The organism is Sphingomonas sp. S6, assembly GCF_043498045.1.
Taxonomy (GTDB): Bacteria; Pseudomonadota; Alphaproteobacteria; order Sphingomonadales; family Sphingomonadaceae; genus Sphingomonas.
Map to the genome: position 1 here is coordinate 460,273 of NZ_JBIEOE010000001.1, position 15,263 is coordinate 475,535.

The 15,263-nt window shown below is 65.4% G+C and carries 16 protein-coding genes; 11 read left to right on the plus strand and 5 right to left on the minus strand.

Annotated elements, in window-relative coordinates; translation table 11 throughout:
• The first annotated feature begins 73 nt into the window (after positions 1-73).
• Together ndk and ACGVWT_RS02120 are read left to right on the plus strand one after the other, a co-directional pair.
• Positions 74-496 (plus strand): nucleoside-diphosphate kinase, encoded by a 423-nt coding sequence (ndk, locus tag ACGVWT_RS02115; protein ID WP_017978843.1) that lies wholly within the window; start codon positions 74-76, stop codon positions 494-496.
• A complete protein-coding gene (locus ACGVWT_RS02120; protein WP_315461256.1) occupies positions 496-1,017 on the plus strand; it encodes a GNAT family N-acetyltransferase in 522 nt (173 codons plus the stop codon). The genes ndk and ACGVWT_RS02120 overlap by 1 nt, the downstream gene beginning before the upstream one ends.
• A gap of 39 nt (positions 1,018-1,056) precedes the next feature.
• On the opposite strand, the gene ACGVWT_RS02125 is transcribed toward ACGVWT_RS02120, so the two are convergent.
• Positions 1,057-1,686, minus strand: a complete 630-nt coding sequence (locus ACGVWT_RS02125; protein ID WP_116461197.1) for a carbonic anhydrase — start codon at positions 1,684-1,686, stop codon at positions 1,057-1,059.
• 142 nt (positions 1,687-1,828) lie between these two features.
• Between ACGVWT_RS02125 and lipA the strand changes: the two genes are divergently transcribed.
• The gene (gene lipA / locus ACGVWT_RS02130; RefSeq protein WP_315461255.1) at positions 1,829-2,752 is read left to right on the plus strand and encodes a lipoyl synthase; all 924 of its coding nucleotides are present in this window, start codon (positions 1,829-1,831) and stop codon (positions 2,750-2,752) included.
• Complete coding sequence (locus ACGVWT_RS02135) at positions 2,745-3,203, plus strand: type II toxin-antitoxin system RatA family toxin (RefSeq protein ID WP_315461254.1); 459 nt, start codon at positions 2,745-2,747, stop codon at positions 3,201-3,203. The genes lipA and ACGVWT_RS02135 overlap by 8 nt, the downstream gene beginning before the upstream one ends.
• Here the strand turns inward: ACGVWT_RS02135 and ACGVWT_RS02140 are convergent.
• Genes ACGVWT_RS02140 through ACGVWT_RS02150 form a run of 3 tightly spaced genes read right to left on the minus strand, consistent with a single transcriptional unit; the run spans position 3,164 to position 5,306 of the window.
• Positions 3,164-3,664, minus strand: a complete 501-nt coding sequence (locus ACGVWT_RS02140; RefSeq protein WP_018250749.1) for a CinA family protein — start codon at positions 3,662-3,664, stop codon at positions 3,164-3,166. The genes ACGVWT_RS02135 and ACGVWT_RS02140 overlap by 40 nt on opposite strands.
• Positions 3,664-4,185 (minus strand): hypothetical protein, encoded by a 522-nt coding sequence (locus ACGVWT_RS02145; RefSeq protein ID WP_315461253.1) that lies wholly within the window; start codon positions 4,183-4,185, stop codon positions 3,664-3,666. Before ACGVWT_RS02145 ends, ACGVWT_RS02140 begins: the two co-directional genes overlap by 1 nt.
• Complete coding sequence (locus tag ACGVWT_RS02150; protein WP_315461252.1) at positions 4,182-5,306, minus strand: bifunctional 2-C-methyl-D-erythritol 4-phosphate cytidylyltransferase/2-C-methyl-D-erythritol 2,4-cyclodiphosphate synthase; 1,125 nt, start codon at positions 5,304-5,306, stop codon at positions 4,182-4,184. The genes ACGVWT_RS02145 and ACGVWT_RS02150 overlap by 4 nt, the downstream gene beginning before the upstream one ends.
• Before the next feature lie 81 nt (positions 5,307-5,387).
• Between ACGVWT_RS02150 and dusB the strand changes: the two genes are divergently transcribed.
• The 7 genes from dusB to hflX all read left to right on the plus strand — a co-directional run bounded on the left by dusB (position 5,388) and on the right by hflX (position 14,503).
• Positions 5,388-6,404 (plus strand): tRNA dihydrouridine synthase DusB, encoded by a 1,017-nt coding sequence (dusB, locus tag ACGVWT_RS02155; RefSeq protein ID WP_315461251.1) that lies wholly within the window; start codon positions 5,388-5,390, stop codon positions 6,402-6,404.
• A 7-nt stretch (positions 6,405-6,411) separates the two neighbouring features.
• Positions 6,412-7,455 carry a nitrogen regulation protein NR(II) gene (locus tag ACGVWT_RS02160; RefSeq protein ID WP_315461250.1) on the plus strand — a complete coding sequence of 348 codons (1,044 nt, stop codon included), beginning with the start codon at positions 6,412-6,414 and terminating at the stop codon, positions 7,453-7,455.
• Complete coding sequence (gene ntrC / locus ACGVWT_RS02165; protein ID WP_315461249.1) at positions 7,452-8,867, plus strand: nitrogen regulation protein NR(I); 1,416 nt, start codon at positions 7,452-7,454, stop codon at positions 8,865-8,867. Before ACGVWT_RS02160 ends, ntrC begins: the two co-directional genes overlap by 4 nt.
• 105 nt (positions 8,868-8,972) lie before the next feature.
• Positions 8,973-11,210 carry an ATP-binding protein gene (locus ACGVWT_RS02170; RefSeq protein ID WP_315461248.1) on the plus strand — a complete coding sequence of 746 codons (2,238 nt, stop codon included), beginning with the start codon at positions 8,973-8,975 and terminating at the stop codon, positions 11,208-11,210.
• Between the two features lie 5 nt (positions 11,211-11,215).
• Complete coding sequence (locus tag ACGVWT_RS02175; protein WP_017978831.1) at positions 11,216-12,592, plus strand: sigma-54 dependent transcriptional regulator; 1,377 nt, start codon at positions 11,216-11,218, stop codon at positions 12,590-12,592.
• A 129-nt stretch (positions 12,593-12,721) separates the two neighbouring features.
• Positions 12,722-13,207, plus strand: a complete 486-nt coding sequence (gene hfq / locus ACGVWT_RS02180) for an RNA chaperone Hfq (RefSeq protein ID WP_315461247.1) — start codon at positions 12,722-12,724, stop codon at positions 13,205-13,207.
• A 3-nt stretch (positions 13,208-13,210) separates the two neighbouring features.
• Positions 13,211-14,503 (plus strand): GTPase HflX, encoded by a 1,293-nt coding sequence (hflX, locus tag ACGVWT_RS02185; RefSeq protein WP_315461246.1) that lies wholly within the window; start codon positions 13,211-13,213, stop codon positions 14,501-14,503.
• A 10-nt stretch (positions 14,504-14,513) separates the two neighbouring features.
• Here hflX and mazG read toward each other — a convergent pair whose 3' ends face one another.
• Entirely contained in the window at positions 14,514-15,248 is a 735-nt protein-coding gene (gene mazG / locus ACGVWT_RS02190; protein ID WP_315461245.1) for a nucleoside triphosphate pyrophosphohydrolase, read from the minus strand.
• Positions 15,249-15,263: the final 15 nt, after the last annotated feature.

Genomic DNA, 15,263 nt, shown 5'->3' on the forward strand with positions numbered 1-15,263 from the left:
CAAAGCCGCCGCCCCCCGACTAGGGCGGCGCCACTTTCAAACCCCTCCCAAATCACAGGAGCCCGTGACCATCATGGCCGCGACCCGTACCTTTTCGATCATCAAGCCCGATGCCACCCGCCGCAACCTGACCGGCGCGGTGACCAAGATGCTGGAGGACGCAGGTCTGCGCGTCGTCGCGTCGAAGCGTATCCACATGACCCGCGAGCAGGCAGAAGGCTTTTACGCCGTTCACAAGGAGCGCCCTTTCTTCAACGACCTGGTCGAGTTCATGATCTCGGGTCCGGTTGTCGTTCAGGTTCTCGAGGGCGAGAACGCGATGCAGCGTAACCGCGACATCATGGGCGCAACCAACCCGGCGAACGCCGAGGCCGGCACGATCCGCAAGGAGCTCGCCGAGTCGATCGAGGCCAACACGGTCCACGGTTCGGATTCGGACGAGAACGCCGAAATCGAGATCGCCTATTTCTTCAAGCCTGAAGAGATCGTCGGCTGATGACCGACTGGCGGCTGCGGCGTGCGTCCGTCGAGGATGCGCCCGCGGTCGCTTTGGTCGCCTGCGCCAGCTTTCTGACGACCTTCGCCGGCATCCTCGATGGCGCGGACATCGTCGCGCACGTCGCGAAGAACAGCGCGCCGACGACCTTCGCCGCATGGGTCGGCGATCCTGACAGCGTCGTCACCCTCGCCGAACACCGGACTGGCGCTGCTCCTGTCGGCTATAGCGTCCTGACCACGCCCAATCTGCCCGTCGACACCGACAGCGGCGATATCGAGCTCAGGCGCATTTACACGCTGCCCGGCGCCCAAGGTACCGGCTTGGGCCATGCCCTCATGCATCAGGCGATCACTGATGCCCTAGCGATGGGGCGAACGCGCCTGCTGCTCGGCGTATTGGGCCGCAATGCACGGGCGCGCGCGTTTTACGAACGTCAGGGCTTCGACGTCGTCGGACAGCGCCAATATCGCGTCGGCAGCGCCCTGTGCGATGACGTGATCTACGCGCGTCCGCTATAAGCCCCCTCCCGATCCTGTCGGGAGAGGGCTAATCTATCATCAGGCTGGCGCGAACACGCCGTCGTCGTCCATCACGTGCAGCACGCCGTCCGCGATCGCGAAATAGGCGCCGCGCAGTTTCAGCGTGCCCTGCGCCTCGCGCTTCGCCACGAAGGGGAAGGTGCGCAGGTTGTTCAGGCTGACGCGCACCGCCTCATGCTCCATCTCGCGCGATGCATCCGGGCCGTCGCCATGCTTCGCGATCACCCGCTCGCGGGCGGCGTCGAGCATTCCGACCCAGTCGGAAATGAACTTGCCCTCGCCGGCCTTGGCATCCTCGAACCCATGGGTCAGTGCCGCCTTGCAACCGCCGCACGATGCGTGGCCCATCACGAGCACCTCGGGAACTTCGAGCTGCGTCACCGCAAACTCCAGCGCCGCCGACACGCCGTGATAGCCGCCGCCGACTTCATAGGGCGGCACCAGATTGGCGACGTTGCGGACGACGAAGATTTCGCCGGGGGAGGTGTCGAAGATTTGCGACGGATCGACGCGGCTGTCCGAACAGGCGATCACCATCACCTTCGGGCTCTGGCCGTCCTTCAGTTCGTCCCAGCGGTCGCGCTGTTCCGACCAGCCGGTGTCGCGAAACCGATGATAGCCACCAATCATGTCGGAAAAGTCGGTCATTGTGCCTCCGTTATGGTCTAGGTCCGGTTCGGCGGGGATAACGCGTTCAGGGCCGACTGGTGCCCTTCCCGGCGCGCCAGCAAAGCAACGTCACAATCGAGCGACGGTTGTTCCATTCGCTCGACATCGCTATCTCGCCCGGATGAACGAGATGACTCCGGTGGCCCGCCCCGAACGCCAGCGCAAGCCCGACTGGATCCGCGTGAAAGCGCCGACCAGCGCCGGCTTCGCCGCGACACGCGAGTTGATGCGGTCCAAGAGCCTGACGACCGTCTGTGAAGAGGCGGCCTGCCCGAACATCGGCGAATGCTGGTCGAAGAAGCATGCGACCGTCATGATCCTCGGCGACACCTGCACGCGCGCCTGCGCCTTCTGCAACGTAAAGACCGGCATGCCGCGCGCGGTCGACCCGATGGAGCCGAACAACGTCGCCGATGCGGCTGCGCAAATGGGCTTGGAACACATCGTCGTCACCTCGGTCGACCGCGACGATCTGCCCGATGGCGGTGCCAAACAGTTCGTGAAGGTGATCGAGGCGATCCGCCGCGCGAACCCCAAGACGACGATCGAAATCCTGACGCCCGATTTCCGCAACAAGCACGAAGCGGCGGTCGAGGCGATCGTCGCCGCACGGCCGGACGTCTACAACCACAATCTCGAAACCGTGCCGCGCCTGTATCCGACGATCCGACCTGGCGCCCGCTATTATGCGTCGATCCGCCTGCTGGAGAGCGTCAAGAAGCTCGACCCGTCGATCTTCACCAAGTCCGGCGTCATGCTCGGGCTGGGCGAGGAACGGCTCGAGGTGCATCAGGTGATGGACGACATGCGCTCGGCCGATATCGATTTCCTCACCATGGGCCAGTATCTCCAGCCGACGCCTCGCCACGCTAAGGTCGCAGAGTTCGTCACGCCCAAGGCGTTCGACAGCTATGCCGCGATCGCACGTGCCAAGGGCTTCTTGCTCGTCGCATCCTCGCCGCTGACCCGCTCCAGCTACCACGCCGGCGACGATTTCGCGAGGATGCGTGCCGCGCGTGAGGCCAAGCTCGCCGTCCATGCCTAAACATTCGGAAACGCGGCACCTGCCGTATTCGCCCGAGCAGATGTTCGACATGGTCGCCGACGTGAAGCGCTATCCGGAATTTCTGCCCTGGGTCAGTGCGATGCGCGTGCGCCAGGACAGCGATACCGCGACGCTCGCCGACATGATCGTCGGCTTCAAGGGCCTGCGCGAGACGTTCACGTCGAAGGTCGAGAAGCAGCGCCCGGGCAGCATCCACGTCGAATATATCGACGGGCCGCTGAAGTACCTTCACAACGATTGGCGCTTCCGACCGGAGGAGGGCGGCTGCGCGGTCGATTTCAGCGTCGACTTCCAGTTTAAGAACCGGATGTTCGAGATGATGGCGGGGCAGGTCTTCGGCGTCGCGCTCAGGAAGATGATCGGCGCGTTCGAAGATCGCGCCCGCGTTCTTTACGGCAGCAGCAGCTCCAGCGCGACCAACGCCGCCTGAAGGCGGATCCCGCCGCGTCCCAGGTCGCCGAACTGCTTGCGGTCGGCATGGACGTCGGCGGGGTCGCCGCCCCGTTCCGCGCGGGCGAAGACGACCGTACCGACGGGCTTCTTTTCCGACCCGCCACCGGGACCTGCGATGCCGGTGATCGCTACCGCGACATCCGCATCGCTATTGGCGAGCGCGCCCTGCGCCATGCTCCAGGCGACGGCGATCGACACCGCGCCAAATGTTTCGAGCACGTCGGAATTGACCTTCAAAAGCCGCATCTTGGCTTCGTTTGAATACGTCACGAAGCCGGCGCCGAAAACATCGGACGAGCCCGGAATTTCGGTCAGCGCCGCCGCGACGAGGCCGCCGGTGCAGCTTTCGGCCAACGCCACGGTCCGTCCGGCGGCGCGGTTCGCCTCCACGACCCGCCGTGCGGCATCGATCAGTTCGGCGGGGAGCAGGCTGTCCATTATCGCGCCTCCGGACACAGCGGCAGGTCAGGCACATTGATAGCCTTGCCCTTCGCCTTTTCCGCCTTGAAGTAGCGCAAAGTCGTCACGATGACTCCTGCGGTATTCTGCGGGGGGAGGGGCGCGAGCTGCGTCACGAAGCGATCGATCGTACCGCAATCGGCGGGATTGATCCGGCCGACGAGCAACGGCGCCAGCGCTGCCGTCAACAGCGGGCGGGCGAATTCGGATTGCAGCAGCGAATCGATCATCGGATCGGACAATTTGACGATCGCGGCACGGGCGTTGGGCCAAGCCCGATCCGCGGCGGACTGATAGCGCGCCAAGAAGTCGCTGTCCGTCTGCCGGATGAGGCTCGTTGCGGGCAATCGAGTCGAACACACGATGCCGGTCTGCTGAATGATATCGGGCAAGGCGACCAGCGTCATCGCCTCCGCCTCGGGCGTGGTGATGCAGCGGCTTTGCGCTTCGGCGGGCGCGGCCGCGAGCAGCGCTGTGATGGCGAGCAGCGCGGTCTTCATCGCGGCAGGCTCACGGTTGCCACCGCCTGCGCAGCGATGCCTTCACCGCGGCCGGTAAAGCCCAGCCGCTCCGTCGTCGTCGCCTTGATGCTGACCCTGTCTTCCGACAGCCCGAGCAGCGCGCCGATCCGCGTGCGCATGGCCTCGCGGTGCGGCCCGATCTTGGGGGCCTCGCAGATCAGCGTCAAATCGACGAAGTCGATTCGGCCCCCCTTGTCGGCGATCAGTGTGGCGGCATGCTGCAGGAATTGCGCGGAATCGGCGCCCTTCCACTGCGGGTCGCTCGGCGGAAAGTGCGTGCCGATGTCGCCCGCGGCGATCGTGCCCAGCAACGCATCGGTCAGCGCATGCAGCCCGACATCGGCATCGCTATGCCCTGACAAACCCTTGTCGTGCGGGATGAGCACGCCGCCCAGCCACAATTCCTCGCCCGCTTCGAGCCGGTGGACGTCGAAGCCTGAGGCGCTCCGCGTTTCCCAGGCGATCTGGGCTTCGGCCGCGGCGAAGTCCTGCGGATGCGTCACTTTGTCGAGCATCGCATCGCCCTGCACCAAAGCGATGCTCCCGCCAAGCCGCTGCACCATCTGCGCATCGTCGGTGGCCTCTTCATCGGCCGGCCAGCCGGCATGAGCGTCGCGTAGCGCAGACAGGCGAAAGCCCTGCGGCGTTTGGACGCGGAACAGTCCGTCGCGCGGGACGACCGAGCCGTCGCGTATCAGTGTGTCTGCAACCGCGAGTCCGGGGATCGCTCCCTCGTGGGTGTCGAGTGCGGTCAATATCCGGTCGATGACCTGCGCCGGCACGAACGGCCGTGCGGCATCGTGGACCAGCACCCTGTCGGCCTCGAGCACAGCGAGCCCGCGCGCGACCGACTCGCGCCGCGTCGCCCCACCGACGACCATGCGCACCGGCCCGAGCGCGGCGGCCGCCAGCGACTCCGCCCCCTCGGCAATCACCACCACCACCTCGTCCACCGCCGGGTGGCTGGCAAAGGCGTCATAGGCGTGGGCCAGCAATGCCTTGCCACCCACGCGGGCATATTGTTTCGGGATGGCTCCGCCGGCGCGCGAACCACTGCCCGCCGCCACGATCAGCGCGACCGTCCGTTGCTCTTGCATCATCGCTGCCGCCTAGCGCAGACCCGCAATGCTTGCCAGAGCGGGCATAGGACGGTAAGAGCTGCCCGTTTTTCAGGCAGATCCATGGCCCATCTCACGCCCATTCAGATCGGTCCCATCCGGATCGAGCAGCCCGTCGTGCTGGCGCCCATGACCGGCGTTACCGACATGCCGTTCCGCACGCTCGTGCGGCGCTACGGCTCCGGTCTCAACGTCACCGAAATGATCGCGAGCCAGGCGGCGATCCGCGAGACGCGGCAGTCGCTCCAGAAGGCCGCGTGGCACCTGTCGGAAGAGCCGGTGTCGATGCAGCTCGTCGGGTGCACCCCGTACGAAATGGGCGAGGCGGCGAAGCTCGCCGAAGATCGCGGTGCGGCAATCATCGACATCAACATGGGCTGCCCGGTCCGCAAGGTGACCAACGGCGACGCAGGATCGGCGCTGATGCGCGACCTCAAACTCGCCGCTGCCCTGATCGATGCCGTGGTAAAGGCGGTAAAGGCTCCGGTGACACTAAAGATGCGCATGGGCTGGTGCCACGACAGCCTCAACGCGCCCGAACTGTCCAGGATCGCGCAGGACCTGGGGGTGAAGCTCATCACCGTCCACGGGCGCACCCGCAATCAAATGTACAAGGGATCAGCCGACTGGCGCTTCATTCGTTCGGTCAAGGACGCGATCGACCTGCCGGTGATCGCCAACGGCGACATCTGCACGATCGACGATGCGGTGGACGCCATCGATCAGTCCGGCGCCGATGGCGTCATGATCGGCCGTGGCGCCTATGGGCGGCCGTGGATACTCGGGCAGGTGATGCACTATTTCGCGACCGGCGAACGGCTTCCCGACCCGTCGCTCGACGAACAATATCGCGTCATCGTCGAGCATTACGATGCCATGCTCGACCATTATGGCGAGATGACCGGCGTCAACATGGCGCGCAAACACATCGGTTGGTACACCAAGGGGCTCACCGGATCGGCCGAGTTCCGTAACGCGGTGAACCAGGAGCCGAGCGCGGCACGGGTGAAGGCGATGCTCGCCGATTTCTACGCGCCATACCGCGATCAGCCTTCCGCAGCCGTCCGCCAAGCCGCCTGATACGCGCGTGACCGATCGTCCGGGCTTTGCCGAACTGTTCGCGGCGCTGCCCGTCGCCGTGCTCGTGATCGATCGTGAAGACCGTATCCAGCACGGGAACGCGCAGGCAGAGCTGCTGCTCAATTTGTCCGAACGGGTCATGCGCGGGCAGTCGCTGTCCGCGATTCTGCCACGCCCTCCGGCTGGCGACCGGCAGGGGGGGCACGGCTATGCGGTCTACGACACTGAGATCGCGACGCCGCACGGCCCCAAAATCCGTGTCGACTTTTCCGAGGCGCAGCTCGCCGATTATCCCGGTTGGCGCGTCATCACGCTGCACAGCGTTGCCGGTACGCGCAGCGTCGGCCAGCTGGGCGGACGCGGAGCTAGTGCACGGGCAGCGAGTGGCGCCGCGGCGATGCTAGCGCACGAGATCAAGAACCCGCTGTCCGGTATCCGCGGCGCCGCGCAGTTGCTCGATGCCGGCGAACTGACCACGTTGATCGTGACGGAGGTCGACCGCATCGCTGCGCTGATCGACCGTATGCAGGATTTCAGCGACACACGCCCGCTGCCGATCCAGTCGGAGAATATCTATCCGCTCATCGGGCACGCCCGCCGGCTGGCGCTCGCCGGCTTTGCCCGCGGCGTGTCGATGGAGGAGCGGTTCGATCCCTCGCTGCCGCATGCTGCGATCAATCGCGATGCCCTGCTCCAGATTTTGATCAACCTGCTGAAGAATGCTGCGGAAGCGACGCGCACCGTCGCCGATCCACGCATCGTCATTACCACCGCCTATCGCCACGGCATGTCGGTGGCGGCGACGCCGGGAGGCCCGCGCGTGCCCTTGCCGATCGAGATCTGCGTGACCGACAACGGTCCCGGCGCCCCCGCCGACATCTCCGAATATCTCTTCGATCCGTTCATCTCTGGCCGGCCGGAGGGGCAGGGGCTTGGCCTCGCGCTGGTCGACAAGCTGATGCGCGACATGGGCGGGATCGTTCAATATGCCCGTGAAGGATTGCCCGAGATGACGACCCTCCGCCTCCTGCTGCCACGGGCCGCCCAGTGAGCCGCGTTCTGGTCGTCGACGACGACGCTGCAATCCGCACCGTCGTCGCCCAGGCGCTACGCCGCGCCGGACACGACGTTCAGACGGCGGAGACCCTGTCGCAGGCCGACCGCGCTTTGGCGCAGCGGCTGCCGGATGTTCTGATTAGCGACGTCGTGCTGCCCGACGGCGACGGCATCGTTCATGTGGCAGAGGTCAATGCCCGCCACCCCGACCTGCCGATCATCATCCTGTCGGCGCAAAATACGCTGACGACGGCAGTGCGTGCGAACGAGGTCGGCGCGTACGAGTATCTCCCCAAGCCTTTCGATCTCGACGATCTGACCCGCGCCGTCGCCGGTGCGCTGGTCCGCCACGCGGCGATGCCGCCACAAGGGGAGGGGGAGGACCCCGCGTTACCCCTGATCGGTCGGTCGCCGGCAATGCAGGACGTCTACCGGGTCATCGCCCGCGTCGTCGCGACGGATCTTACCGTGCTGATCTCCGGCGAATCGGGCACGGGCAAGGAGTTGGTCGCGCGCGCAATCCACGATCTCGGGCGACGCCGGGGCGCGCCGTTCGTCGCCATCAACATGGCCGCGATTCCGCGCGAGCTGATCGAGGCGGAATTGTTCGGTCACGAACGCGGCGCTTTCACCGGCGCGGGTCAGCGTAACGCCGGCCGCTTTGAACAGGCCGCGGGCGGCACGCTGTTCCTCGACGAAATCGGCGACATGCCGATGGACGCCCAGACGCGTCTGCTTCGGGTGCTCCAGTCGGGCGAGTTCACCACTGTCGGCGGCGCTCGGACGATGCGGGCCGATGTGCGCGTCGTGGCTGCCACCAATCGCGACCTCACGCAGCAGGTCGCCTCGGGCCAATTTCGCGAAGACCTGTTCTATCGCCTCAACGTCGTCCCGATCGTGCTGCCCGCGCTGCGTGACCGGCGACAGGACATTCCGTTGCTCGCCCGCCACTTCCTCGACAGCGCTGCCGCCGAGGGCCTGCCCCGTCGCCAGCTGCAGCCGGAGGCAGAAGCCGCGCTCGCCGCATATGATTGGCCGGGCAACGTCCGGGAACTCGAAAACCTGATGCGGCGTCTCGCGGTGCTGGCGCGGGATGAGCTGATCGATCCGGCGACGATCCGCGACATGATTGGTGTGCCGGGTGCACAAGTGGATTTGCCCGACGCGGGGATCGCCGAGGCTGTGCGCCACCTGATCGAACGGATCGCCCGCGAGCGTCCCGGTGCCCTGGACGATGGCACCTTATACGATCGCGTCATCGGGGAGGTGGAACGCCCCTTGATCGAGGCGATGCTGGCCCGCCACGGCGGCAACCAGTTACGCGCGGCGCGCGCCCTGGGGCTCAATCGCAATACGCTGCGCAAGCGATTGGATACGCTGGGGATCAGCGCGAAGGGCGACGATTGAGCTGTAGCGGCTGACCGCCGCGCTTGATCGCACTGTGGCCCCAAACCACCGCAACCGGCAATTATGTGGTTTCCGTGCAACAATCCGCGTTGTACGGAGGGACGAATGCACGCGGCCCCCACGCCCGATTTGAACGATATGCTACCGGTTCGCCGCCGGCGGATCACGCCCGCGGTCGAAGGGCTGGTACTGGCGCTCGCGTTGGCGATCGCGGTAGCGACCTATTTCGTGCTGACGGGGGGGGCATCCGACACGCGCGTGATTTCACCGCCGTTGGTCGCCTTGCTGCTTGTCGCCAATCTGGTGTCCGGCACGACGTTGATGATGCTGATCGGGCGGCGGATCGCGAGACGGCGCGCAGTGCAGTCCCAGATTGGCGGCAACGGGCAGTTGCATGTACAATTGGTCGCGTTGTTTTCGCTTGTCGCAGCCGTCCCGCTAGTGCTGGTAAATATCTTTGCGTCACTGCTGTTCCAGTACGGCGTCGAGTTTTGGTATTCGGACCGCGCTCGTGGGATGTTGGAGAATTCGACCGCACTTCTGCAGATTAACTATTATCAAGAACTGGATCGTATTGCTGCTGAAGCGAGCGCCATGCGCGTAGACCTTGCGGGTTATTTTCGAGAATATCCAATCAATAGTGAAACGTTTGCGAAGGCGCTCGTCTTTCAGCTGAAGCAGCGCAACATGTCTGAAATGGCAATCTTCGTGAAAGGTGATCCGGTTCCGATTGCCTTCGTCAATCCGTACGAACGGCGGCTGGACCGCGTCGTAACCCCCGGCATGATCAGGAAGATCGATTCTGGTACGCCGAGCGTCGTTATTCAGGCTAAGGATCGGGCCGCGCTGTTGATGCCGTTAAAGTACGGCAAGGGCGCCTATCTTTATGTGGCGCGGGTCTTCGATCCCGGCGTGGTCGAACAGTGGAAGCGCGGCGAGAAGCTCGTCGCCGACTACCGAGACATGCAATCGCGTTCGCGGGCGTTGCAGTTGCGGTTCAACTCAGCCCTGCTCGGCATTTCGTTGTTGATCGTGGCCCTTGCGGTGTGGATTGCGCTCGCCATTGCCGACCGTCTCGTTCGCCCCCTGGGCGAGCTTGTAGGCGCGGCGCGGCGCGTCGCGGACGGTGATCTGTCGACGCGCGTACCTGATCCCCGCACCTTGGATGAGGTCGGCACACTGGCCAATGCGTTCAACCGAATGACCGGGCGGCTGCAGGAGCAGAACCGCGCGCTCGTCACCGCAAACGATCAGCTCGATAACCGGCGTGCGTTGATCGAGGCCGTCATGGCCGGCGTATCGGCGGGCGTGATCGCCTCGGGCGAAGACGGCACGATTCGCATCGCCAACAATTCGGCGTCCGAACTTATCGGCACGGGCATCGACAGCGTCGTGGGACAACCGCTGGCTCTCATCGCGCCGGAGCTCGCCGATCTGGTGGCGAGTGGCCAGCGCGAGGCGATCGTCCAAGTCGTGCGCGGCGGCGAGACGCGTACGCTCGCGGTCCGGATCGCGCGGACCGACGCGGGGCCCATCCTGACCTTCGACGATATCACGCAGCAGTTGCTCGACCAGCGCCGCGCGGCCTGGTCGGACGTCGCGCGCCGCATCGCGCATGAGATCAAGAATCCGCTCACTCCGATCCAGCTCGCCGCCGAGCGCCTGCAACGCCGCTACGGCAGCAAGATCGATCCCGCAGATACCACCTTCGCGCGATTGACCGAAACGATCGTCCGGCAGGTCGGCGACCTCAGGCGGATGGTGGACGAGTTTTCGTCCTTCGCCCGCATGCCGAAGCCGGTGTTCCGCGAGGAATCGCTCGTCGACATCGCCCGCCAGGCTCTGTTCCTGCACGAGGTCGCGCATCCCGCCATCCGCTTTGCGCTCGACCACGACTTTCCGGCCCCGCAGCTCGTCTGCGATCGCCACCAGCTCGGTCGCGCCTTCACCAATATCGTCAAGAACGCGGTCGAAGCGATCGAGAGCAAGGGGGATGGCGGCGGCGCCGTCACCATGGGCATCCGTGAGGATGGCACGACGATCGTCGTCGAGGTCGCGGATACGGGCGTCGGCCTGCCGCCGGATCGCGACCGGATCGTCGAGCCCTATATGACGACCCGCGCCCGCGGCACGGGCCTAGGCCTAGCGATCGTCAAGAAGATCGTCGAGGACCATTTCGGCACCATGACCTTCGCCGACCGTGACGGCGGAGGCACCGTGGTGCGCATGACATTCGATGCCGCGGCACTCGCGGCGCTCGATCAGGGGGCAGCCCCACCCGAACCGGTGACCGAACATGACGGTGCCGGCCAGCTTGCTGCACTCACACGCAATCGGAATTAGAGATTATGGCGCTCGACATCCTCGTCGTCGACGACGAACACGATATCCGCGAACTGGTCGCCGGCGTCCTGGAGGACGAAGGCTATGACACGCGCTCCGCGGCGGACAGCGACGCCGCGCTGGAGGCGATCGCCACTCGACGCCCGTCGCTGGTGCTGCTCGACGTCTGGCTGCAGGGCTCCCGCCTCGACGGACTAGAACTGCTCGACGAAATCAAGCGGCGCGATCCCTCGATCCCCGTGCTCGTCATTTCGGGCCATGGCAATCTCGACACCGCCGTCGCCGCGATCCGCCGCGGCGCCAGCGACTTCATCGAAAAGCCGTTCGAGGCAGAGCGGCTGCTGCTGCTGGTCGCCCGCGCGACCGAGACCGAACGGCTGCGTCGCGAACTCGCCAGCCTGCGCGTCTCGGCCGGTCGCGAGACGGACCTTACCGGCCGCTCGGGCGCGATCAACGGCGTGCGCGCCACACTGAAGCGCGTCGCCGCGACCGGCAGCCGCGTGCTCATCATGGGGCCGGCAGGCGTCGGCAAGGAGGTTGCCGCCCGCCTGCTCCACGGCTGGAGCAATCGCGCCGAAGCGCCCTTCGTCATCGTCAGCGCCGCGCGGATGACGCCGGAGCGCGTCGAGGAGGAGCTGTTCGGGGTGGAGGAGGGGGGGGACCTCGTCCGGCCAGGCCTGCTCGAACAGGCGCATGGCGGCACATTGTTCCTCGACGAAATCGCGGACATGCCGATCGCGACGCAGGCGCGCATCCTGCGCGTGCTGACCGACCAGAGCTTCAGCCGCATCGGCGGCACGCGAACGGTGAAGGTCGACGTCCGCGTGGTGTCCGCCACCTCGCGCGATTTGACGCAGGAGATTGCCGAGGGGCGGTTCCGCGAAGATCTCTATTACCGGCTCAACGTCGTGCCGGTGATGCTGCCGGCTTTGGCGGAGCGCCGTGAGGACATTCCCTCGCTCGTCGAGCATTTCATGGCGCACTACGCCTCCGAACGCCGCGTGCCGACTCCCGAGATCGCACCGGACGCGATGGTCGCGCTGCAAAGCTATGATTGGCCCGGCAACGTCCGCCAGCTGCGCAACGTCGTGGAGCGCACGATCATCCTCGCGCCTGGCGATCGCATCGGCCGTATCGATCTCGACCTATTGCCCGCCGAAGTCCTTGGCGATCAGGGCGATCTGGCCGGCGGCGGTGGCGGCGCGATCATGGGTGCGCCATTACGCGAAGCCCGCGAGACGTTCGAACGCGAATATCTCCGCGTCCAGATCCGCCGCTTCTCGGGCAACATCAGCCGTACCGCGAGCTTCATCGGGATGGAGCGATCGGCGCTGCACCGCAAGCTCAAGCTGCTCGGCATTACCGACGTGCGCGAGGATTGACGCCTTTACGGCACGGGCCTTCGTTCATAGATACAGGATCGCTGTCCGGCATGGGCGGCGATCCCGACGCCGGGAAACGGCGCGATAGCGGGCGAACGTCCCGCCAATAACGGAAAAAGGCTCACATTCATGGCCGAAAAGCAAGGCTCGCTGCAGGATCTGTTCCTGAATTCGCTGCGCCGCTCAAAGACCCCGGTCACCATGTTCCTGGTGAAGGGCGTCAAGCTCCAGGGTATCGTGACCTGGTTCGACAATTTCTCCGTGCTGCTCCGCCGCGATGGCCAGTCCCAGCTGATCTACAAGCACGCCATTTCCACGATCATGCCGTCGGGCCCGATGGATCTGGCCGGGATCATCGAACCCGTAGGAGAAGCGCAGCGCAAGCAGCCGCTTTTGCAGGAGATTTTCCTCAACGCGGTGCGCAAATCCGAAGATTCGGTGACGATGTTCCTGATCAACGGCGTGATGCTGCAGGGTCAGATCGCCGGGTTCGACCTGTTCTGCATGCTGCTCCAGCGTGAAGGCATGGCGCAGCTCGTCTACAAGCACGCGGTATCGACCATCCAGCCGTCGCGCGCGCTCAACCTCGCCGATGAGGGCGAGACGGACGAATAAGCGATGAGCACTGGCTTCAACCGTGACCGTGACGAGTTCGCCCGTGGCGGTCGCGCGCTGATCGTCCTGCCTGATCAGGGCGATGCGCATCGCGACGCCGAGGCGCGGCTGGAGGAGACCGCTGGTCTCGCCGCCGCGATCGGCCTCGTCGTCACCGACAAGGTGGCGGTACGCGTCCGGCAGCCCAAGCCTGCGACACTGATCGGCAGCGGTCAGGTTGAGCAGCTCGCCGTGCAGGTGCGGCAGGACGAAGCAGACCTCGTCGTATTCGACGCCAGCCTGACGCCGGTGCAACAGCGCAACCTCGAGACCGCGCTGGAGGCCAAGGTGATCGACCGCACCGGCCTGATCCTCGAAATCTTCGGCGAACGTGCCGCCACGGCCGAAGGGCGGTTGCAGGTCGAACTCGCCCACCTTGATTATCAGGCCGGCCGGCTGGTCCGCAGCTGGACCCACCTCGAGCGGCAGCGCGGTGGCTTCGGCTTCCTCGGCGGCCCCGGCGAAACGCAGATCGAGGCCGACCGCCGGCTGATCCGCGATCGCATGGCGCGGCTGCGGCGCGAACTCGAACAGGTGAGCCGCACGCGCGGACTACACCGCGAACGGCGCCAGCGCGCGCCGTGGCCGGTGATCGCTTTGGTCGGCTATACCAATGCCGGCAAATCGACGCTGTTCAACCGCCTGACCGGCGCACACGTGATGGCGGAAAACCTGCTGTTCGCGACGCTCGACCCGACGCTCCGCCAGATCTCGCTACCCGGCATCGACAAGGCCATCCTGTCCGACACCGTCGGCTTCGTCTCGGACCTGCCGACGCAGCTGGTCGCGGCGTTCAAGGCGACGTTGGAAGAGGTGGTATCGGCGGATCTGCTGATCCACGTTCGTGACATCGCCCATCCGGACACCGAGGCGCAACGCGCCGACGTCGAAGCCGTTCTGGCCGAAATTGGCGTGTCTGAAACGACGCCGCGGTTTGAGGCGTGGAACAAGCTCGATCTGCTCGACGCGGACCAGCATGAAGACGTGCTGGTGGAGGCGGCACGCCGCGACGACGTCGTTGCGCTGTCCGCACTGGATGGGGAAGGGGTGGATCAGCTCATCGAGCAGGTCGCGGCGAAGCTGACCGCCGGCCACCGCCGCTATTGGATCACGCTTCCGGCTGGAGACGGTGCGGGCGCCGCGTGGTTGCACGCGCATGGCGAGGTGCTGGGGCAGGAAGATGAGGGCGAGGGGCTGTCGACCCGCTACGAGGTTCGGCTCGCCGAGCGGGACTACGAGCGCTTTCTCCAGCGTTGATTGAACGGGCTCAGCCGCGCTTTACCTGCTGCCAGAGCGCTTCCTTGTCCTCGAGGCTCAGTGCGGCGAACGCCTCGCCGCCTACGGCTTCCATGGCTCGGAAGCGACGCTCGAACTTGGCGTTGCCTGATCGCAAGGCGGCTTCGGGATCGACACCCAGGTGTCGCGCCCAATTGACGACGGCGAACAGTAGATCGCCGATCTCATCCTCACGCTGATCTTCGGAAGCCGTCTTAACCTCCTCGATTTCCTCCACGATCTTGGCAATGGCGCCAGTCTGATCGGGCCAGTCGAACCCGGTTCGGGCGGCGCGCTTTTGCAGCTTTACGGCCCGCATCAAAGCGGGAAGGCCCGCTGCGACGCCGGCCAGCGCGCTATCGTCTTTCGTCATCTCGCGCCGTTCCGCGGCCTTCAATTCCTCCCAACCGGGGCTAACCGATGCCTCGCCGAAAATGTGCGGATGGCGCCGCTCCATTTTGTCGCTGATGGCGGCCACCACATCGGCAAAGGCGAAGGCGCCGGCTTCCTCTGCAATCCGCGCAAGGAACACGACTTGCAGCAGCAGATCGCCCAGTTCGTCTTTCAGATCGTCGGCATCGTTTCGCGCGATCGCATCGGCGACCTCATAGGCTTCTTCGATCGTATAGGGTGCGATCGTCGCCCAGGTCTGCGCCACGTCCCATTCGCAACCATGCTGCGGATCGCGCAGGCGCGCCATGATCGCCAACAGCCGCTCAACCGCCATACCGGGCTTCCACCA